This is a genomic window from Methylobacterium mesophilicum SR1.6/6 (assembly GCF_000364445.2).
GTDB lineage: Bacteria > Pseudomonadota > Alphaproteobacteria > Rhizobiales > Beijerinckiaceae > Methylobacterium > Methylobacterium mesophilicum_A.
Genome location: NZ_CP043538.1, coordinates 3,550,435 through 3,569,914 on the forward strand (window position 1 = coordinate 3,550,435; position 19,480 = coordinate 3,569,914).

Sequence of the window (19,480 nt, forward strand, 5' to 3'; positions counted from 1 at the left end):
GCGACCGGTCCAGGTCGTTGCTCGGGGCCGACCCGCATCGCACCGCCTGGGCCGTCATCGACTGGGCGAAGCACGAAGACGTCATCGAGCGCGTGTTCCTGGCGAACGGCACCTTCGCCGACCCCTCGCGATGGCCGCTGGACACCCAGCAGCCGTTCACCGCCGAGCACCTCGCCGGTCGTCCCGTCGTCGACGCGGATATAGACGGCGACCCGCGCCTTCCGCACCCGGTGAAGGCCGCGATGGCCGAGCGCGGGATCAGGGCCGGCATCGCGGCGCCGGTCCTCGTCGACGGCACGCGGCGCGCCGTCCTGAACACGGGCCAGGGCGCCGCGCCGCGCCACTGGCTGCCCGACGAGGTCGCCTCCGTCGAGGCCTTCGCGGGACGGGCTTGGGCCGAGATCGACCGGGCCTGGGCCAAGACGGCCCTGCGCGAGAGCGAGGCCTGGCTCGGCGGGCAGGAGGCGTTCCAGGCCGCCATGGACGGTGCGCCGCTGGCCTCTCGCTGGGCATCCTCATCCGCACCGCAGTCACGCAGGCCGAGAGCGAGCGGCGCTGCGCCTTCACCGCCGCCAATCCGGGCGGCGGAACGCTCCGGCACGTGGTCGGGATGCCGGACGATTACGCGCGGCAGGTCGACGGCTTCGTCAGCTCGGGCGAATCGCTGGCCTGCGGTCTGCCGGATCGCGATGCCGGTCTCCTGACCGCTCACATAGGTCAACGCGCGCGGTCGCGGCGCGGCTACCATGGCCCGGCCCCTTCGGATCTGGAGGACGGATGGCTCGCGAAGATAGTCCCCTGGCCAGTTCCCTGGCTTGTCCCCTGGCAGGCCGCCGCATCCTGGTGGTCGAGGACGAGTACATCATCGCCGTCGAGGTGAAGCGCTGGCTCCTGGCGGCGGGATGCGAAGTTCTGGGCCCGGTGCCGAGCGTCGATCAGGCGCTCGACCTCGTCGAGGATCGGCGTCCGGACGCGGCGGTGCTCGACGTCAATCTGGGCGACGGCTGCACGGCTTACCCGATCGCCGACAAGCTGAGCGAGCTGGGAGTTCCGTACCTGCTGGCCACGGGCGACGTGCGCGTGGCCGACACGTCGGTCTACCGCCACCGGCCGCGGCTGGAGAAGCCCTACCTGCAGAGCGAGCTGGTCCGCGCCCTGACGAGCCTCGTCGCACCCACGACGCCCGCGTCCTGACCGGCAAGCTCAGCTCCCGCGATAGGTCGCGTAGCTCCACGGGGTGATGAGCAAGGGGACATGATACCGGGCTCCCGGGTCCGAGACGCCGAACCGCACCGGCACGCGGTCGAGGAACGGCTGCCCGGCATCCGCGCCCGTCCCGGCGAAATAGGCGCCGACGGCGAAGACCAGTTCGTAGGTCCCGGGCGTCAGCGCATCGCCCGCGAGCAGGGGCGCGTCCGTTCGCCCGTCCGCGTTGGTCGTGGCCGACGCGAGCGTTTCCCCGGTGCCGTCCCCGGCGAGCCGCCGGAGTTCAACGGCAACCCCGGCCGCCGGCCTGCCCGCGGCGGTGTCGAGGACATGTGTCGAAAGATGGCCCATCGGCGTCCTCCCGGACGGAGAGGCCCGCGCCTGCCGCCCGGTGCGGGCGAAGGTCGATCGGGCTGAAGGAGACGGGCGAGACGAGCATGGACAGCCGGGCTCGGACAACCCGAAAAGCGTCCGGCATTTTCCGAATGATTTTGAAGGTCCTTGGCGCCGGGGCGGGTCGCTGCCGGCCTCGGTTCGGGGCACACCCGGCTCCGCGGCTCGGACCGAACCATGAGCCGACGGCGAGGCCGAACCCGGCCCCGGCGACAGCGCGCGGAGGATCCGTCCCATGTATCCGATCCTGCACGAGTGGGGCGGGTTCCTCATTCGATGGACCCACGTCGTCGCCGCGATCGCCTGGATCGGCGCGTCGTTCTACTTCATGCATCTCGACGCCAGCTTGCGCGCCATTCCGGCAATCCCGACCGGCAAGGGTGGCGAGGCCTGGGAGGTGCACGGCGGCGGCTTCTACCAGGTGCGCAAGTATCTCGTCGCACCCGACCGGATGCCGGAGCACCTGATCTGGCACAAATGGCAGTCGTACTCGACCTGGCTGTCGGGCTTCTCGCTGCTGTGCTGGGTCTATTACGGCCAGGCCGACCTCTACCTGATCGATCCGGCGGTCCGCGTGATCACGCCGATGACCGGGGCGGCCATCGGACTCGGCGCCCTCGCCCTCGGCTGGCTGATCTACGACGGGCTCAACCGCTCGCCCCTGGCCAACCGCCCGCCGCTGCTCGCGGCCGCCGTGTTCCTCACCGTGGTCGCCTTCGCGTACGGCTTCCAGCAGGTCTTCTCCGGCCGGGCCGCGATGCTGCACACCGGCGCGGTGATCGCCACCTGGATGACCGGCAACGTCTTCTTCGTCATCATGCCCAACCAGCACAAGGCGATCGCCGAGTTGGTCGCCGGCCGGGTCCCGAACCCCGCCTGGGGCAAGCAGGCGAAGAACCGGTCGTCCCACAACAACTACCTGACGCTGCCGGTGCTGTTCTTCATGCTGTCGGGCCACTATCCGATGGCGTGGTCCTCGCCCTACAGCTGGAGCATCGTCGGCCTGGTGGTGATCGCGGGCGGCGTGGTCCGGCACTATTTCAACGTGCGCAACGCCGGCGGAGGCGACCGCTGGTGGACCTGGGGCGTGGCCACGGCCTGCGTGGCGGCGGCGATGGCCATCAGCGTCGCCTCCTCCCCGGGGGTCCGCGAGCGGGTCGGCCTGTCGGCCGCCGCGGAGCCGGCCCCGGCCCCGGCGATCAGCCTCGCGGCCGCCAAAGTCCCGCCCGTCGACGACGCCGTGATGGCCGTGGTCGGGACGCGTTGCGCCATGTGCCACGCCGCCGAGCCCCTGTGGCCGGACCTCACCAGCCCGCCCAAGGGCGTGCTCCTCGACAGCCCCGAGCACGTCGCGCGGTTCGCGCCGGCCATCCGCCTGCAGGCCGTGCTGACCCACGCGATGCCGCCGAACAACATCACGGACATGCAGCCCGAGGAGCGGGAGACGCTCGCCCGCTGGCTGGCCGCGCGGTGATGTTCGACCTCGCCCCGCACCGGGCGGCCCACCCTCCCCCCGGCGCCGCGGCAGCGGGCCCGACCGCGGAAAGGACGATCCCGTGATCCCGCTGCCCACGCTCAACGACCTCTCGCGCGACGCCTTCGTGACGCTCCTCGCCGAGGTCTACGAGCATTCCCCCTGGGTCCCCGAGGCGGCCTTCGACCGCGGCCCCTTCGCGGCGCGCGCGGACCTGCACGCCGCGATGGAGGCGGTGGTGGCCGGCGCCGACCGGCCCCGCCAGCTCGCCCTCCTGCGGGCCCATCCCGAACTGGCCGGGCGGGCCGCCCAGCAGGGCGAACTCACCGCGCACTCGACCCGCGAGCAGGCCGGAAGCGGCCTGCTGAGCGGCCCATCCCCGGAGGTGGCGCGGCTGCAGGCGCTCAACCGAGCCTATGCCGAGCGGTTCGGCTTTCCGTTCATCATCGCCGTCCGGGGCCTCGACCGCGACGCGATTCTCGCCCGCCTGGAGCAGCGGCTCGGCAACCCGCCGGAGACCGAACGGGACGAGGCCCTGCTGCAGGTCGGACGGATCGCCGGCCTGCGCCTGGAGGCCCTCGTCGCGGACTGATGCGCGCCCGTCAGACCGCCCGGCCGCCGACCAGGGCGAGCTGCTCGCTCACGTGCTGGCGCAGGGCCTCGTGCGTCATGTCGACGAAGGTCTTGGTCCGGGCCGACAGCATCTTGCGGGACGGGTAGAGCAGGCCGAGCGTCACGCTGGTCGGCGGGGTGTGCTCCAGGACCGGGACGAGCCGGCCCTCGGCGAGGTGCGCCGCGACCTCGAACAGCGGCTTCAGGACGATGCCCTCGCCGGCCAGCGCCCAGGCGGTGAGCGTGTCGCCGTCGTCGGCGTCGATGTGCCCCGAGACCGGCAGGGTCACGGTCTCCTGGCCGTCGACCAGCGTCCAGCGGAACTGCTCGGCGCCGGGATAGCGCAGCAGCAGGCAATCGTGCTGCAGCAGGTCCGCCGGCTCGGCGGGCGCGGGGTGCTCGGCCAGGTAGGCCGGCGCCGCGCACAGGACCCGCTCGATCTCCGCGACCTTGCGCAGGGTGAAGGTGGAATCGCGCATCTGCGACAGGCGGATCGCGACGTCGACCGCCTCCTGCACGAGGTCGAGGAGGTGCTCCGACAGGCGCAGGCGGACATCGGTCTCGCCGTGGCGGTCGCGGAAGCGCGGCACGAGCGGCGCGACGACCCGGCGGCCGAGGCCGAGCGGCGCCGTCACCTTCAGCACCCCGCGGGGCACCGCGCCCGCGGTCTCGACGCTCTTCTCCGCCTGCTCCACCGCCGCGGTGATGTCGAGGCAGCGGTCGTAGAAGATCCGGCCGGCCTCCGTGAGGCTCATGCGCCGCGTCGTCCGGGTCAGCAGGAGGCAGCCGAGATGCTCCTCCAGGGTCTGGATCCGGTAGCTCACCACCGACGGTGACAGCCGCAGCGAGCGGCCGGCGGCCGAGAAGCTCCCCGTCTCCGCCGAGCGCAGGAAGATGCGGATGCTCTCGAGCGAGATCATGCGCCGCGATCTTCAGACCCATTCGGAAGCTGTCAACGGAATTTCCCGCGCGCGATCGAACACGGCGCCGGCATCGCCCCGCTGCGGGCGCCGCCGGCCCTCAGAAGACGTGGAACGCGACGCCGGCGAGGAAGCTCTTCTCCTCGGTGCCCTTGAAGGTCGCGGTCTCGACGTTTCCGAACTTGTTGTGCCAGTACTGGAAGCCGACGAAGACATCGACCCGGTTGGGCTGATCGTAGACGAGCTTGCCGAGATCGAGCACGAGGTTGGTCCGCGACAGGAATTCGAGCCCGCGGGGCGGGTTGAAGGCGAAGGCGGCCGGATTGCTCACGCCCCGCCCCTTCGGCAGCACGATGTTGTTGAAGCCTACGAGGCTGAGCGGCAGCCCCGTGAAGGTCAGGGGAAAGCTGTAGACCAGCTCGAATTCCGGGACCGTGTCGAAGCTCTGGTCGCGGTCCGGCTGGAGATTGAACCCGTTCCGGTTCCACTCCTTGTAGGCTTGCACGGAGAGGTTGAGAAAGCCCGCCGGCACGTCGAAGGCGAAGTTCAGGCCGCCGACGATGTCGCGCTTCTTCGAGCCGAAGGCGTCGTTCTGGGCGTTGGCGTCGAAGCCGAAGGCCAGCGACACCTCCTTGACGAGGCCGGGAACGGTGAAGGCCTTCGTGCCCGTGAGCGCGTTGAGGCTCAGCGTGCCGCGATACAGCCCGTAGGCTTCGGTGTTGCCGTAATCGGCGAAGAACGGGGCGGCGACGGAGCCCGGCGCGTTGGTGGTGCCGGCCGGGAACTGGGACCCGGACTTGAGGATGTCGAGGGAGAAGAAGTTCGTCCCGTAGGCCCAGGCATCGGCGTGGGAGATGTTCAGGATGTGCTTGGGCGCCGCGCGGGAGACGAAGCTGCCGTCGGGGCGCTGGATCTGGATTCCGGGCGAGACGGTGGGGAACTGGTAGCGGTAACTGATCTGGGTGTCGGCGAAGAGGAAGAACGGGCCGTCCTCCACCACCGTCGTGGCTTCGGGCGCCACCGGCGCCGAGGAGGCCGTCCCGAGGTCCTGCGCCCCCGCCGCGCACGTCATCCCGAGCGGCAGCAGCGCGGCCGCGATCCGACAAGCCATGGTCATGTCCGCCCCCTCCTCCCGGCCGCCTTCAGTGCGAAGCGTCGGCCCGCAAACCCGCGCGCTGGCGCGCGACCTCGTCCGGCGTGACCGCCTGACCCTGCCCGCCCCATTCGGCCCGCATCCAGGTCGCGAGGTCGGCGAGCGCCGCGTCGTCGATCAGGGCGGCGAAGGGCGGCATGGCCTCCATCCGCTCGTTGCCCGGGAAGCGCTGCGCCGGGAGCCCGACGAGGATCGCCCGCAGGAGACCGCCCGCGCCCGCGACCCGCATCGCGGTGTTCGTCCGCAGCGGCACGGAGACGTGGGGGATCCCCTCCCCCGCCCCGCCGTGGCAGCCGGCGCAGAGGCCGGCGTAGCTGGCCCGACCCCGGGCCGCGACCGCCGCCGGGATCGCCGCGGGGGTGGCGGCGACCGGCGTCTCGGGCTCGGCCGGCAGGGCGTCGCGGTCGAACAGGTAGGCGGAGAGCGCCGTGAGGTCGGCCGCGTCCATGTGCTGCGTCGAGAAATGCACGACGTCGAACATCTGGTGCGTCGCGCCGCCCTGGGCCGAGAGGCCCGTGCGCATGAACCCGACGAGCCCGTGCGGGGTGAAGCCCATCCGCGCGAGGCCCGCGGGCGTGATGTCGGGCGCCTCGACGCCCTCGATCGTGGCGCCGTGATAGACGGCGTCCGGGCGCATGGCTTGGAGCGCGTTGCGCGGCGTGTGGCACTCGCCGCAATGGCCGAGGGCGTCGGCGACGTAGCGGCCCCGGTTCCACAGGGGTGAGCGGCCCGGATCGGGCGCGGCGACGGTCGCCGGCAGGCTCAGGAGGTTCCAGGCCGCCAGGGTCCAGCGCTGGTCGAACGGGAAGGCGAGGGTATTGGCCCTGTTCTCCACCGCGACCGGCGCGCGGGTCATCAGGTAGGCGTAGAGGGCGTCGACATCCTCCGGCGTCAGACCGCGATACGACGTGTAGGGCATCGCCGGGTAGAGGTGGCGGCCGCCCGGCGCGATCCCGTCGCGCAGGGCCCGGTGGAAGTCGGCGCGGCTCCAGCCGCCGATGCCCTGCGGGCTCGGCGAGATGTTGGTGGCGTGGATCGTGCCGAAGGGCGTCTCCAGGGGCAGTCCCCCCGCCCAGGGGGCGCCGCCCCGGGCCGTGTGGCAGGCGAAGCAGTCGGCCGCGGCGGCGACCTTGGCGCCGCGGGGGGCGAGGCCGCGCACGGCCTCCGCGCTCAGCGGGGTCTCGACGTCGCGCGCGACGACGCTGCGCTCCAGGGCGCCGGAGGCGACGAGGCCGGCCGCCGAGACGGCCACCGCGAGGGCCGCGGCGAGCCCGGCGCCGACGCGCCGCGCGGGGGTGGTGAGGGACGGGATCCGCACGGCGCGCCTCACGCGGTCACCAGACCGGGGGTCGCCAGCACGAGGTCGCGCACCGCCTGATGGTAGCGGACGTAGCCCGTGCAGCGGCAGATGTGGCGGTCGAGGGCCTCGGTGACGACCCGCTCGACCTCGTCGCGGCGGATCGGCTCGCGGCGCAGGCGCTCGATCAGCACGCTCGCCCCGGTGACGAAGCCCGGCGTGCAGTAGCCGCACTGGAAGGCGAAGGTCTCGATGAAGGCCTGCTGGACCGGCGAGAGCACGACGGTGCCGTCCGGCGCGGTGCGGGCATGGCCCTCGACGGTGCGGATGCTCCGCCCCTCGAACCAGTGCGCGCCGGTGATGCAGGCGCGGATCTCCCGCGGGCCGGCCGCCTCCTCCAGCATCACCGTGCAGGCGTGGCAGATGCCCTGCCCGCAGCCCATGCGGCTGCCGGTGAGGCCCAGCCACTCGTGCAGGACGTCGAGCAGGCTCGTGCCGACGGGGACGGGGATCGGACCGACCGCCGCGCCGTTCACGCGGAGCGAGAGGTCCTTGATCTCGATGGCGGCGCTCATGCCAGTGCCTCGCGGATGCGCTCGGGCCGGATGGGGAGTTCGTGGAAGCGGTGGCCGATCGCGTGCGCGACGGCGTTGGCCAGCGCCGGGACGACGGCGATCATCACGACCTCGGCGATGCCCTTGGGCGGGTCGGTCTCGGAGAGCGGCGGCAGGATCTCCACCGTCTGGTTCCACGGGGCCACGTCGCGGGCGCGGGGGAGCTCGTAGCGGTTCCAGTTCCACGTGCCGTCGCCGGGGCCGTCCTCGTAGAGGGGCAGCACCTCCTTGAGGGCGTGGCCGATCCCCATGGCGAGGCCGCCCTGCACCTGGCCGGAGACCAGCTCGGGCACGATCTGGCGGCCGCACTCGAGGATCGAGTGGTGGGACAGGATCGTCACGTCGCCGCTGGCGGTGTCGACCGCGACCTCCGCCAGGGTGGCCATCGGCGCGTAGTAGGTCGTGCCGACATTGTTGCGCTGGGTCGGCGGGTAGAAGACCGCCGCCCGGGGCACGAAGTGCCAGCCCGCATCCGCCATCAGGGCGCGGCGCTCGGGCGGGGCCCCGGCGCCGTAGCGCACCGCCAGGGCGTCGATCGGCAGGCGCGTCCGGCCCGTTGCGGGCAGGTCGAACTCGGCCTCGGCCCATTGCCAGCGGTTGAAGGTGTGGAGGGTCACGCCCACCGGCAGCCCGAGCCGGTGCGCCTCGGCGGCCACCGCCTCCAGGGACAGCGGCGGCAGGCCGCCGCCCAGCACCCGGCCGTCCACCAGCCGCAGCTCGTCGCGGGCGACCACGTGGTAGGAGGCCAGCGCCCCGCCGCCGCCGCCCCGCGCCCAGAGCGCGCGGGCGGCGGGCCAGACGGCGTGGTCGACGAGGAACCGCGCGGCCGTCCGGGTGGCGTGGCCGAGGTAGTAGGCGGAGTTGGTCGCGCTCATCGGCGAGGTGAAGCGCGGCGTCCAGCGGGGGTTCTGCGCCCGGCGGTCCTCCTCTTCCTGGGGCGTCGTGTAGGGCTGGTCGGAGGTCTCCAGCGGCATCTCGGGCCAGCGCACCACGCCGAACGCGGTCTCCGAAGGCACCCGGCCGAGGATCTCGGCCACCATGACCGCCTGCGAGGTGGTGACGCCCGGGCCCATCTCGTGGGCGACGTGGCGCAGGCTCAGGCGGCCCCGCGGGTCGAGCTCCAGCGACGCGACCGCCGCCTCGGCGCCCGTGCCGTAATCCTTGTGCACCTGCGCGAAGCCGACGCCGTAGCGGCGGCCGGGATGGGCGGCCTCGTAGGCGGCCTTGCGCGCCGCCCGGTCCCGCCAGAGCGGGTGCGCGGCGGCCTTCGTCAGGATCTCCGCGTTGCGCAGCGCCCCGGCCGGGACCGCGCCCTGGCTGTTGCGCTGGCCCGAGCGGAGCACGTTGCGCAGGCGCAGGTCGATCGCGTCGATGTCCAGGAGCGCCGCCGCCTCGTCGACCATCATCTCGGTGGCCGACATGGTCTGGAGCGTGCCGAAGCCCCGGGTCGATCCGGCCTCCACGGCCCGCGAGGCCAGGGCGATCGCCTGGAAGTCGCTCTTCGGCAGGTAGTAGATCGACTGCGCCGCGGTGGCGCCGACGAAGGAGACCGCGACGGAGTAGTTGGGGCGCCCGCCGCCGTCGCAGACGAAGCGCCCGGTCATGGCCCGGAACCGGCCGCTGGCCCGGTCCACCAGCAGGACGTTGTCCATGCGGAAGGCGTGGCGCTTCAGCCCGTTCTGGAACTGCTCGAACCGGTCGTTGGCGAGGCGCACCGGCCGGCCGCCCGCGTAGAGCGCGGCCACGACGCAGAGGAACGGGAAGATGTGGTGGTCCTTCGTCCCGTACCCGACCGTGTAGCCGACCTTGAGATCGACCTCCCTGAGCGGGAACCGGGATTTCGAGACCAGCGCGGCGGCGGCCTCGGCCACGTCGTAGGGCGACTGCGTCGCCATCATCAGGCGCAGCGTGCCGGTGTCCGGATCGTACCAGACGTTGCCGTTGTCGGCCTCCATGGCCGAGGCGTCCGTCGACTGCGACCGGTAGGTCCGCCGCATCACCAGGGCGTCCGCGCCGGCGCCGTCGATCTCGGCGGCGATGGCGGCCGCCGCCGCCATGCCCCGCGCGAAGGGGCCGTCGTCGCCGGCCTTCGGCCAGGCGGGCTCGTCGCCGGAGAAGCCGGCGAAGATCGGGGACTGCGCGAACGGCGAGAACCGGTCGGGCGCGTCCGGCGCGTCGCCCTCGATCCGCACCCAGCGCGAGGCGCCGTAATGGGCCGGCGGCCTGGGACCGGTCTCGGCGCCGTACTGCACGACGTCGTCGGCGAAGCGCAGGGCGCGCTTGGCCGCGGCGAAGCGCGGGAAGTCGGCGTAGATCAGGATCGCCACCGGCTGCCCGAGCAGGCGCGGCGTCTCGCCTTGCGGCACGAGGAACCAGTCGCCGAAGAAGTCGGCGTGCGGGACCGAGACCCCGTCCGCCACCAGGTCCTCGTGCCGGACGATCCGGTCCGGCTGCAGGGCGGCCGGAAGCCGCGACAGGTCGAGGCCGGTGAAGCGGCGGTCGGCGCGGGTCGCCGCGACGAGGAAGGCGTGGGCTTGGCCGTCGGGCCAGCCGGCGAGGTCGCGGGCCCGGTAGTCGCGGGAGAAGGTCTTGGCGCCCGTGACCTTGGCGACGGCGTCGAGGCGGTAGCGGGGCCGGCCCGGCGCGACCCACGGGGAGCCGGCGGACAGGCCGGTCTCGGCGAGCTGCGCCCGGGCCGGGGGCGCCAGGAAGGAGACCTTCACGGCGACGCCCGCCGCCGCGCCGGCCTTCAGGAAGTGGCGCCGCGAGAGCGCCTTGATGGTCTCGGCCGACATGGCTTCTCCCCTCAGGCCCGGTCCAGGACGGCCGCGTGCGGGAAGGCGGGCTCCGCGTCGGCGACGCGGTGCTCGGCCCCGGCACCGAGACGGTCCGAGTTCAGCAGCAGGTTGAGGACGATCGCCCCGATGGCGCCGAGGGTGATCCCGCTGTGCAGGATCGGCCCGGCCCAGTCCGGCGCCGTGGCGGCGAAGAGCTTCGGCGCCGCCATCGGGATCAGGCTCAGGCCGATGCTGACCGCGACGACGATCTGGTTCCGGCGATCCCCGAGATCGGCGCCGCCCACGATCTTGAGCCCCGCCGCCGCGACCATGCCGAAGATCACGATGCCGGCGCCGCCGAGCACGGCCGGCGGGATCGACGCCACCGCGAAGGCGACCTTGGGCAGGAGGCTGACGCCCAGGATGATGAAGCCCGCCGCGACCGTGACGTAGCGGCTGCGCACCCGCGTCATGTTCACGAGGCCGACGTTCTGGGAGAACGAGGTGTGCGGGAAGGTGTTGAGGCAGCCCGCGATCAGCGTCGAGAGCGAGTCCGCCATCAGGCCGCGGGTCAGGGTCCGCTTGTCCACCGGGCGCCCGACGATGTCGCCCACCGCCAGGAACATGCCGGTCGACTCGACCAGCGTGACCATCATGACGATGCACATCGCCGCCACGGCCGTCAGGTGGAAGGTCGGCCAGCCGAAGTGGAACGGCGTGACGAGGGCGATGAGCGGGCGCTCGGCCAGCCCGTCGAGGCGGAACAGGCCGAGCGGCCAGGCGAGGCACAGGCCCGCGACGAGGCCGATCAGCACGGCGACGTTGGCGACGAAGCCGGTGGCGAAGCGGCTGACCACCAGGATCACCGCCAGCACGAAGGCCGCGACGCCGAGATGGACCGGGGCGCCGAAATCGGCAGCCCCGAAGCCGCCGCCCGCCCAGTTGATCCCGACCGGCAGCAGCGTGACGCCGATGATCAGGATGACCGTGCCGGTGACCAGCGGCGGGAAGAAGCTCGCGAGCCTGGAGAAGAACGGCCGGAGCAGCAGGCCGAACACACCCGCCCCGATGGTCGCGCCGAAGATGCCCGGCAGGCCGATCGTCGGATCCTGCGCCATCGCCACCATCGGGCCGACCGCCGCGAAGCTGACGCCCATGATGACCGGCAGGCGGATGCCGAAGACCCCCAGGCCGAGGGACTGGATCAGGATCGCGATGCCCGTCACCAGCAGGTCGCAGTTGATCAGGTAGGCGACCGTCTCGGTCGGTAGATTCATCGCCGCGCCGAGGATGAGCGGCGGCGCGACAGCCCCCGCGCTCATCACGAGCACGTGCTGCATGCCGTAGGCGAGGAGCTTGGGAAGGGGCGGGATCGCGTCGACCGCGTCCACCTCGCGCGTTGTCCTGTCGTGAGACGTCATGGGCGTGTCCTCCGCCAGCCGGGACCTGTCGAGGCGTCGTCCCGTGATGGTGTCGTCGGGGACCCGGCAGCGGTGGCCGGACCTCTTCCGGGTCCGGGCCGCCAGGAGCGGGTGTGGGGCCAGTCGCAGGGCGGGCCGTGCAGGCCCTCCCGGGTGCGAAGGAGCGGGCTCTCGGCGGCCGCTCCGGTGTCATGCGCTGCCGACTTGGCTGGCTCTCAAACCTTGCATGGCTGGCCACGAATGCCATGCCGGGATTTCGGAAGCAGTTTGCGAAAAATCGCCAAGGTGGCCGGTGGCGGCTGCCGTATGCTGCGGCCCGCTGACGGCCCCGAGACGGTGCGCCCGGCACGGCGTTCCTGCCGCCAGAGGGCGGCATCTGGCCGTGGGGAGGCGTCGCGGCCCGTCCGGCGCGGCCTCCAGGGCGCACCCGGAGAGACGCGATGACCTCCCTGCTGCTGACGAACGCCGACATTCTGGTGACGATGGACGCGCAGCGCCGAGAGATTCCCGGCGGCGCGGTCTACGTGGAGGACAACCGCATCGTCGCCGTCGGCCCCGCCGCCGAGGTGCCGCAGCGGGCCGATACCGTCCTCGACATGCGCGGCCACGCGGTGATGCCGGGCCTCGTGAACACCCACCACCACATGTACCAGACGCTCACCCGCGCGGTGCCGGCCGCGCAGGACGCCGAGCTGTTCGGCTGGCTGAAGGCGCTCTACCCGATCTGGGCCCGGCTCACGCCGGAGATGGTCCGCGTCTCGACGCAGACCGCGATGGCGGAGCTGATCCTCTCGGGCTGCACCACGTCGAGCGACCACCTCTACATCTACCCGAACGGTTGCCGGCTCGACGATTCCATCGAGGGCGCCGAGGAGATCGGCATGCGCTTCCACGCCGCCCGCGGCGCGATGAGCGTTGGGGAGAGCGCGGGCGGTCTGCCGCCGGATTCGGTCGTCGAGGACGAGGCGGCGATCCTCGACGACACGCGCCGTGTGATCGAGCGCTGGCACGATCCGGAGCGCTTCGCCATGCGCAGGATCGTGGTGGCGCCCTGCTCACCGTTCTCGGTCAGCCGCGGCCTGATGCGCGATGCCGCCGACCTGGCCCGGCACTACGGCGTCTCGCTCCACACCCACCTCGCGGAGAACGACGACGACGTCCGCTACAGCCTGGAAAAATTCGGGATGACGCCGGCGGAGTACGCCGCCGACCTGGGCTGGACGGGGCCCGACGTGTGGCACGCCCACTGCGTCAAGCTCGACGATGCCGGCATCGCGCTGTTCGGCCGGACGGGGACCGGGGTGGCCCACTGTCCCTGCTCCAACATGCGCCTCGCTTCGGGCATCGCGCCCGTCCGGCAGATGCGGTGCAAGGGCGTGCCGGTCGGGCTCGGCGTCGACGGTTCGGCCTCCAACGACGGGTCGCACATGCTGGGCGAGGCGCGGCAGGCCCTGCTGCTCGCCCGCGTCGGCTCCGGGCCGGCGGCCCTGAATGCGCGCGAGGCGCTGGAGATCGCGACGCTCGGCGGCGCGAAGGTGCTGAACCGGGACGATATCGGCGCGCTGGCCCCCGGCATGGCGGCCGACATCGTCGCCTTCGACCTGCGGGGCCTCGGCATGGCGGGGGCGCTGCACGACCCCGTGGCCGCCCTCACCTTCTGCGCGCCGCAGACGGTGGCCTGGAGCGTCATCAACGGGAAGATCGTGGTCCGCGAGGGCCGCCTGACGACCCTCGACACCGGGGCGCTGGCCCGCTGCCACAACGCCCTGGCGGCGGCCCTGGTGCGGGGCGAGGCATAGGCCGGACGCCCTCCGCTGCGGAAGCTGCCAGATTCGCACGTCGTGGTCTAACACCGACGTCGAGAAAAGTACGCGCTTTCCCCTCCCCCTTGTGGGGAGGGGCAGGGGTGGGGGTGGGGGTGGTGCCGGATCGAGCGTTCCGGTGCCTCCTGCACCACCCCCACCTCCAGCTCCTTCCCACAAGGGGGAGGAGAGCGCGTCTCGGCCACAGACGTGTGAGCATCATCGCCCGCTGATCGGGAAGGGAGAGCAGTGCCCTCTCACCTTCGGGCAGCGCCCGTCGCGCCCGTCAGAAATCCACCTCCGTGGCCAGCCCCTTGGCCACCGCGCGGTCGACCGCCACCGCGGCGACCGCGAGGTCCTGCAGCCCGACCCCGGTGCCGTCGAAGACGGTGATCTCGGACTCCGAGATGCGGCCGGGGTGATCGCCGTTGATCACCGCGCCGATCTCCACGATGGAATCCGCCGCGAGGAGCCCCCGCGCGACGGCGTGCTGCGCCTCGCCGATGCTGACCGACTGCGCGACCTCGTCGGTGAAGACCGTCGCGGCGGCGAGCAGTTCGGCCTCCACCTCCTGCTTGCCGCGCGTGTCCGTCCCCATGCAGGCGACGTGCGTGCCCGGCCGGACCTGCGCGGCCTTCAGGATCGCCGCGAAGGAGGACGTGATCGTCACGATGACGTCGGCCTCGGCGCCGAGGCGGTCGAGCTCCACCGCCTCGAACGGCACGCCGTGCTCCCGCGCCACCGCCTCCATCCGGCCGAACATGCCGGGATGCAGGTTCCACGCGAGGACCCGGTCGAACGGCCGCTGCGCCAGCGCCGCCCGCAGCTGGAACGCCGACTGATGGCCCGCCCCGATCATGCCGAGCACGCGCGCGTCCTCGCGGGCGAGGTGCCGGACCGAGATGGCGCAGGCCGCGGCGGTGCGGAGCGCGGTGAGGAGGTTGCCCCCGACGACCGCCTTGCAGCGGCCGGTGTCGGCGTCGAACAGGAACACCGTCGACTGGTGGTTGGTCAGGCCCTTCGCGGCGTTGCCGGGCCAGAAGCCGCCGGCCTTGAGGCCGAGCGCGAGGCTGTCCCGGTCGAAGCCCGACTTGAAGCCGTAGAGCGCGTCGGCGTGGCCGATGGCTTCCCGGACGACCGGGAAGTTGCCGGCCCGCCGCCGTGCCATGGAGGCGAAGACCTGCTCGACGGCGCCGAAGCACTCCGCCTCGGTCAACAGCCCGTCGATCGCGTGCTCGGGAACGATGATCATCGCGGATGTGTCCTCAATTCGTGAGCCGGCATGTCGCCCCCGTCATCGCGGGCGTCGCGAAGCGACCCAGGGCAGCGGGCCCCGTCGAGGCGCGTCCCCGGATAACTGCGCCGCGCGCGCGATGACGGACGGCGTGCAGGGTGCGTCAGTAGGCCTTTCCGCGGGCCGAGACCGGCCAGAGCGTCTCGACCCGGCCGTTGCGGACGCCGACATACCAGTCGTGGACGTTGCAGGTCGGATCGCAGTGGCCGGGGACGAGGCGCAGACGGTCGTTGACCTTCAGCTTGCCCTCGGGATCGTCGATCACCCCGTGCTCGTCCGAGCACTTGATGTATTTCACGTCGTCGCGGCCGAAGACGAAGGGCAGGCCGGAATCGACCGACTGCACCTTCAGGCCCGCGTCGCAGATCGCCTTGTCGGCCTTGGCGTGGCTCATCACGCTGGTGAGGATGAACAGGGCGTTCTGCCACTCGCCCGCGTCGATGCGGTTGCCGTCCCGGTCGCGGATGCGCCCGTAATCGGCGTCCATGAACGCGTAGCTGCCGCATTGCAGCTCGTTGTAGACGCCGGATCCCGCCTCGAAATAGTAGCTGCCGGTGCCGCCGCCGCTGACGAGTTCCGGCTCCAGGCCCTCCCGGTTCAGCGCCGCGACGGCCTCGCGCACTTGGGCGATGGCCGCGTCGAGCTTGGCCCGCCGCTCCTCGTAGCCGTCGATGTGCTGCATGGCGCCCTGGTAGGCCTGGAGCCCCGCGAAGCGCAGGTTCGGCGCGGCCGCGACGGCCTGGGCGATCGCCACCACCTCGGGCGCGGTCTTCACGCCGCAGCGGCCGGCGCCGCAATCGATCTCGACGAAGCAGTCGAGCTGCGTGCCGTGCCGCTGCGCCGCCGCCGAGAGGTCGGCGACGTTCGCCACGTCGTCGAGGCAGACGATGATGCGGGCGCCGTGCAGCGGCAGCCGCGCCAGCCGGTCGATCTTGCCCGGGTCGCGCACCTGGTTCGAGACCAGGATGTCGGTGATGCCCGCGCGGGCGAAAACTTCCGCCTCCGAGACCTTCTGGCAGCAGACGCCGCAGGCGCCGCCGAGGCTCTGCTGGAGCTTCAGGATGTCGACGGACTTGTGCATCTTGCCGTGGGCGCGGTGGCGCATCCCGTGCGCCTTGGCGTAGTCGCCCATCTTGCGGATGTTGCCTTCCAGCGCGTCGAGATCGACGATCAGGCAGGGCGTCTGGATCTCGTCCTCGCGCATGCCGGGCAGCGCGGGGACGTCGAAGCCGACTTCGAGATCGGCGGAGCGGGCGTTCATGTGCATCGTGAGCCTCCCGTTATTGCCAGGGCAGCGCGTCGAGATCGACGTTCCCGCCCGTGATGATCACGCCCACCCGCTTGTTCGCGAAGACGGGGCGGTTCTTGAGCACCGCCGCCAGGGCGACGGCGCTGGACGGCTCCATGACGATCTTCAGCCGCTTCCAGATCAGCTGCATCGCCGCGACGATCTCGGCCTCGGAGACCGTGAGGATGTCGGCGACGTGGTGGCGGACGAAGTGCCAGGTGAGGTCCTTCAGCGGCACCTTCAGGCCGTCCGCGACCGTCACCGGCGCGTCGTCGGCGATGATCCGCCCGGCCTTCAGGCTGCGATAGGCGTCGTCCGCCTGCTCGGGCTCCGCCGCGTAGACGGCGATATGCGGGGCGAGCCCGGCCAGCGTCAGACAGGTGCCCGACACCATGCCGCCGCCGCCGATCGGGGCGATCACCGCGTCGAGATCCGGGACCTGCGCGATCAGCTCGCGGGCGCAGGTCGCCTGCCCGGCGATGACCCGGGGATCATTGTAGGGGTGCACGAACTCCGCGCCGGTCTCCGCGACGACCTCCGCGAAGACGGCCTCCCGGGAGGAGGTGGACGGCTCGCATTCCACCACCCGGCCGCCGTAGCCGCGCACGGCGTCCTTCTTGGCCTGGGGCGCGGTGCGCGGCATCACCACCGTGCAGGGGATGCCGCGCCGGCCCGCCGCGTAGGACAGGCAGGTGCCGTGGTTGCCCGAGGAGTGGGTCGCCACGCCCCGGGCGGCCTGCGCGTCGGTGAGGCTGAAGACGGCGTTCGAGGCGCCCCGCGCCTTGAAGGCGCCGGCCTTCTGCAGGTTCTCGCACTTGAAGAACAGCCGCGCGCCGGCCGCTTCGTCGAGGATCCGCGAGGTCAGGACCGGCGTCTCGTGGATGTAGGGCCGGATGCGCTCGTGCGCGGCCAGGACGTCGTCGAGGGTGGGGGTGATCATGGCGCTGTCCATGGCGCTCCCCCTCAGGCGGCCGCGCGCAGGGCGGCGGCCGGGGCGCGACGGTACACCGCCTGCGCGGCCGCGACCCCCGATCCGAGCTCGATGCGCAGGCCGAGATCGGCCATCGCCATCTCGGCCGCGGCGATCCCCGACAGCGCCATCACATCCGTGAGGCTGCCGAGGTGGCCGATGCGGAAGACCTTCCCGGCCACCTCGCCGAGCCCCACCCCGAAGGCGACGTCGTAGTGGCGCGCCGCGTGGGTGACGATCCGCGTGGCGTCGAAGCCCTCCGGCGTCCGGATCGCGCTCACCGTGTCCGAGTAGAGGTCCGGACGCGCGGCGCAGAGCTCCAGGCCCCAGGCGGCCACGGCGGCGCGGATCCCGTCCGCGATGCGGCGGTGCCGGGCGAAGACGTTCTCCAGCCCCTCGGCGAGGAGCAGTTCCGTCGACAGCTTCAGGCCGTTCAGGAGGCCGACCGCCGGCGTGTAGGGATAGGCGCCGTTGGGGTAGCCCTTCGCCATGTCGCGGATGTCGAAATAGGTCCGCGGCAGGGTGGCCGTCGCGGTGGCGGCCATGGCCTTCGGCGAGAAGGCCACGATGGCGAGGCCCGCCGGCAGCATGAAGCCCTTCTGCGAGCCGGTGACGGCGACATCGACGCCCCACGCATCCATGCGGAAATCCATGGAGGCGATCGAGCTGACGCCGTCGACCAGCAGCAAGGCGGGGTGGTTGCTGGCATCGAGGGCGCGGCGCACCGCGGCCACGTCCGAGCGGACCCCGGTTGCCGTCTCGTTGTGGGTGACGAGGACGGCCCGGATGCGGTGCGCCGTGTCGGCCGCGAGGGCCTCGGCGAAGCGGTCCGCCGGAACACCCTCCCCCCACGGCGCCTCGATCATCCGGACGTCAAGGCCATGGCGGCGGGTCATGTCGATCCAGCGGTGGCTGAACATGCCGTGGCGCGCGGCCAGCACCGTGTCGCCGGCGCTGAGCGTGTTGGAGAGCGCCGTCTCCCACCCGCCCGTCGCCGTCGACGGGAAGATGAAGACCTCGGCATCCTCGCTCTTCAGCACCGTCTTCACGCCGGCGAGCGCCGGGTGAAGGATCTGCGCGAAGAGCGGCGACCGGTGATCCAGCGTCGGCATGTCTGCCGCACGGCGAAGCACTTCCGGCATATTGGTCGGGCCGGGAATGAAGACGGGATTCTGTGCGAACATCGGCGGCGCTCTCCTCCAATACGGGAACGATAGCACCTGCACATCGGTATTGATATTTTCTTGAAAAACTTTTTCATCTGATCCGCGCGCAGAAAAACGGGCGTGGCGGCAACGGGTTATCTTTTTCCGTTGAACGAAAAATTTTTCCATCCTACGTGAGGCCGGTGGATGGCAGAGGCGGGGATGCCATGGATTCGGGAAGCCGGCGTCGCGGTCGTCCGAAGGGGTTCGGAGGCGCCAAGCCCTCAGCGACGATCCAGGCGCTCGACCGCGCCCTCGACGTGCTCGACGTTCTGGCGGACGGCGACGGGCTGACGCTCTCGGAACTCGCCGGGACGCTCGGGCAGTCCGTGGCGACGATGCACCGGGTCCTGGCGACGCTGGAGCGCCGCGGCCTCGTCGAGATCAGTGCCGACAAGCAGGAATGGCATGTGGGTGCGGATGCCTACCGGCTCGGCTCGGCCTTCCTGCGCCGTCACAACGTCGTCGAGCGCAGCCGGTCCATGATGTGGACGCTGATGCAGGAGACGGGCGAAACCTCCAATCTCGGCGTCGAGAAGGACGGCAACGTCCTGTTCGTCAGCCAAGTGGAGACCCACGAGACGATCCGCGCCTTCTTCCCGCCGGGCTCCCTGTCGCCCCTGCACGCGTCGGGCATCGGGAAGGCGCTGCTGAGCACCTACGCGCCGGCCCGGACCGAGCGCTTGTTCCGGGGCAAGACCTTCGCGCGCTTCACCGACAAGACCATCGCCTCGCTGGACCAGCTGCGCGACGACGTCGAGGCGACCCGCCGCCGGGGCTACGCGATCGACGACGAGGAGCGGACCATCGGGATGCGCTGCGTCGCCGCCCCGATCCTCAACTTCCACGGGGAGGCCATCGCGGGGATCTCGGTGTCGGGGCCGACGCACCGGCTGTCCGACGCGCAGCTGCAGGCGATCGGCGAGCGCGTGCGAAAGGGGGCGGCGGCCGTATCACGCGCCCTCGGCGCCCCCGCCGAGGCACCGGACGCGGGCGATCGGGATTGATGCGGCGGAGCCCGGTCACGGCGTGCGCCCCGTTTCATCGCCTCTCC

Annotated in this window: 17 protein-coding genes; 6 read left to right on the forward strand and 11 right to left on the reverse strand. The window is 72.0% G+C overall.

What is annotated here, in order from left to right; all coding sequences use genetic code 11:
- The first annotated feature begins 17 nt into the window (after window positions 1–17).
- Together MMSR116_RS16875 and MMSR116_RS16880 are read left to right on the forward strand one after the other, a co-directional pair.
- Window positions 18–704 carry a GAF domain-containing protein gene (locus MMSR116_RS16875; protein ID WP_010686666.1) on the forward strand — a complete coding sequence of 229 codons (687 nt, stop codon included), beginning with the start codon at window positions 18–20 and terminating at the stop codon, window positions 702–704.
- A 73-nt stretch (window positions 705–777) separates the two neighbouring features.
- Window positions 778–1,194: a response regulator gene (locus MMSR116_RS16880; RefSeq protein WP_010686665.1), complete on the forward strand. Its 417-nt coding sequence runs from the start codon at window positions 778–780 to the stop codon at window positions 1,192–1,194.
- 9 nt (window positions 1,195–1,203) lie between these two features.
- Here MMSR116_RS16880 and uraH read toward each other — a convergent pair whose 3' ends face one another.
- Window positions 1,204–1,557 (reverse strand): hydroxyisourate hydrolase, encoded by a 354-nt coding sequence (uraH, locus tag MMSR116_RS16885; protein ID WP_010686664.1) that lies wholly within the window; start codon window positions 1,555–1,557, stop codon window positions 1,204–1,206.
- A 277-nt stretch (window positions 1,558–1,834) separates the two neighbouring features.
- Between uraH and MMSR116_RS16890 the strand changes: the two genes are divergently transcribed.
- Entirely contained in the window at window positions 1,835–3,073 is a 1,239-nt protein-coding gene (locus tag MMSR116_RS16890) for a urate hydroxylase PuuD (RefSeq protein ID WP_010686663.1), read from the forward strand.
- 82 nt (window positions 3,074–3,155) lie between these two features.
- Window positions 3,156–3,665, forward strand: a complete 510-nt coding sequence (gene uraD, locus MMSR116_RS16895; RefSeq protein WP_010686662.1) for a 2-oxo-4-hydroxy-4-carboxy-5-ureidoimidazoline decarboxylase — start codon at window positions 3,156–3,158, stop codon at window positions 3,663–3,665.
- 10 nt (window positions 3,666–3,675) lie between these two features.
- Here uraD and MMSR116_RS16900 read toward each other — a convergent pair whose 3' ends face one another.
- The 6 genes from MMSR116_RS16900 to MMSR116_RS16925 form a co-directional block, all read right to left on the reverse strand.
- On the reverse strand, window positions 3,676–4,605 hold the full coding sequence (locus MMSR116_RS16900; protein WP_010686661.1) for a LysR family transcriptional regulator: 930 nt from the start codon (window positions 4,603–4,605) through the stop codon (window positions 3,676–3,678).
- A gap of 100 nt (window positions 4,606–4,705) precedes the next feature.
- Complete coding sequence (locus MMSR116_RS16905; RefSeq protein WP_010686660.1) at window positions 4,706–5,722, reverse strand: hypothetical protein; 1,017 nt, start codon at window positions 5,720–5,722, stop codon at window positions 4,706–4,708.
- A gap of 25 nt (window positions 5,723–5,747) precedes the next feature.
- Entirely contained in the window at window positions 5,748–7,076 is a 1,329-nt protein-coding gene (locus tag MMSR116_RS16910; RefSeq protein ID WP_010686659.1) for a c-type cytochrome, read from the reverse strand.
- An 8-nt stretch (window positions 7,077–7,084) separates the two neighbouring features.
- Entirely contained in the window at window positions 7,085–7,630 is a 546-nt protein-coding gene (locus MMSR116_RS16915) for a (2Fe-2S)-binding protein (RefSeq protein ID WP_010686658.1), read from the reverse strand.
- Entirely contained in the window at window positions 7,627–10,464 is a 2,838-nt protein-coding gene (locus tag MMSR116_RS16920; protein WP_010686657.1) for a xanthine dehydrogenase family protein molybdopterin-binding subunit, read from the reverse strand. Before MMSR116_RS16920 ends, MMSR116_RS16915 begins: the two co-directional genes overlap by 4 nt.
- Before the next feature lie 11 nt (window positions 10,465–10,475).
- Entirely contained in the window at window positions 10,476–11,867 is a 1,392-nt protein-coding gene (locus MMSR116_RS16925) for a nucleobase:cation symporter-2 family protein (RefSeq protein WP_010686656.1), read from the reverse strand.
- A gap of 440 nt (window positions 11,868–12,307) precedes the next feature.
- On the opposite strand from MMSR116_RS16925, the gene MMSR116_RS16930 reads away from it, so the two are divergent.
- Window positions 12,308–13,666 carry an 8-oxoguanine deaminase gene (locus tag MMSR116_RS16930; RefSeq protein ID WP_010686655.1) on the forward strand — a complete coding sequence of 453 codons (1,359 nt, stop codon included), beginning with the start codon at window positions 12,308–12,310 and terminating at the stop codon, window positions 13,664–13,666.
- 289 nt (window positions 13,667–13,955) lie between these two features.
- Here MMSR116_RS16930 and bhcD read toward each other — a convergent pair whose 3' ends face one another.
- The 4 genes from bhcD to bhcA form a co-directional block, all read right to left on the reverse strand.
- Window positions 13,956–14,921, reverse strand: coding sequence for an iminosuccinate reductase BhcD (gene bhcD, locus MMSR116_RS16935; protein ID WP_010686654.1), 966 nt, complete (start codon window positions 14,919–14,921; stop codon window positions 13,956–13,958).
- Between the two features lie 145 nt (window positions 14,922–15,066).
- Window positions 15,067–16,224: a 3-hydroxy-D-aspartate aldolase BhcC gene (gene bhcC, locus MMSR116_RS16940; RefSeq protein ID WP_432419912.1), complete on the reverse strand. Its 1,158-nt coding sequence runs from the start codon at window positions 16,222–16,224 to the stop codon at window positions 15,067–15,069.
- Window positions 16,225–16,243: 19 nt separating this feature from the next.
- A complete protein-coding gene (gene bhcB, locus MMSR116_RS16945; RefSeq protein ID WP_039894556.1) occupies window positions 16,244–17,191 on the reverse strand; it encodes a beta-hydroxyaspartate dehydratase BhcB in 948 nt (315 codons plus the stop codon).
- Window positions 17,192–17,214: 23 nt separating this feature from the next.
- Entirely contained in the window at window positions 17,215–18,405 is a 1,191-nt protein-coding gene (gene bhcA, locus MMSR116_RS16950) for an L-aspartate--glyoxylate aminotransferase BhcA (RefSeq protein WP_010686651.1), read from the reverse strand.
- A gap of 188 nt (window positions 18,406–18,593) precedes the next feature.
- On the opposite strand from bhcA, the gene bhcR reads away from it, so the two are divergent.
- The gene (gene bhcR, locus MMSR116_RS16955) at window positions 18,594–19,433 is read left to right on the forward strand and encodes an HTH-type transcriptional regulator BhcR (protein ID WP_010686650.1); all 840 of its coding nucleotides are present in this window, start codon (window positions 18,594–18,596) and stop codon (window positions 19,431–19,433) included.
- The last annotated feature ends 47 nt before the right edge of the window (window positions 19,434–19,480 follow it).

What these genes read in the sequence shown, in the direction of transcription:
- MMSR116_RS16890 (WP_010686663.1), top strand. Translation starts at nt 1,835, where the DNA reads ATGTATCCGATCCTGCACGAGTGGGGCGGGTTCCTCATTCGATGGACC.
- bhcB (WP_039894556.1), bottom strand. Translation starts at nt 17,191, where the DNA reads ATGATCACCCCCACCCTCGACGACGTCCTGGCCGCGCACGAGCGCATC.
- bhcA (WP_010686651.1), bottom strand. Translation starts at nt 18,405, where the DNA reads ATGTTCGCACAGAATCCCGTCTTCATTCCCGGCCCGACCAATATGCCG.
- MMSR116_RS16925 (WP_010686656.1), bottom strand. Translation starts at nt 11,867, where the DNA reads ATGACGTCTCACGACAGGACAACGCGCGAGGTGGACGCGGTCGACGCG.
- uraH (WP_010686664.1), bottom strand. Translation starts at nt 1,557, where the DNA reads ATGGGCCATCTTTCGACACATGTCCTCGACACCGCCGCGGGCAGGCCG.
- MMSR116_RS16930 (WP_010686655.1), top strand. Translation starts at nt 12,308, where the DNA reads ATGACCTCCCTGCTGCTGACGAACGCCGACATTCTGGTGACGATGGAC.
- bhcC (WP_432419912.1), bottom strand. Translation starts at nt 16,224, where the DNA reads ATGAACGCCCGCTCCGCCGATCTCGAAGTCGGCTTCGACGTCCCCGCG.
- MMSR116_RS16915 (WP_010686658.1), bottom strand. Translation starts at nt 7,630, where the DNA reads ATGAGCGCCGCCATCGAGATCAAGGACCTCTCGCTCCGCGTGAACGGC.
- MMSR116_RS16880 (WP_010686665.1), top strand. Translation starts at nt 778, where the DNA reads ATGGCTCGCGAAGATAGTCCCCTGGCCAGTTCCCTGGCTTGTCCCCTG.
- MMSR116_RS16900 (WP_010686661.1), bottom strand. Translation starts at nt 4,605, where the DNA reads ATGATCTCGCTCGAGAGCATCCGCATCTTCCTGCGCTCGGCGGAGACG.
- MMSR116_RS16920 (WP_010686657.1), bottom strand. Translation starts at nt 10,464, where the DNA reads ATGTCGGCCGAGACCATCAAGGCGCTCTCGCGGCGCCACTTCCTGAAG.
- MMSR116_RS16905 (WP_010686660.1), bottom strand. Translation starts at nt 5,722, where the DNA reads ATGACCATGGCTTGTCGGATCGCGGCCGCGCTGCTGCCGCTCGGGATG.
- bhcD (WP_010686654.1), bottom strand. Translation starts at nt 14,921, where the DNA reads ATGATCATCGTTCCCGAGCACGCGATCGACGGGCTGTTGACCGAGGCG.
- bhcR (WP_010686650.1), top strand. Translation starts at nt 18,594, where the DNA reads ATGGATTCGGGAAGCCGGCGTCGCGGTCGTCCGAAGGGGTTCGGAGGC.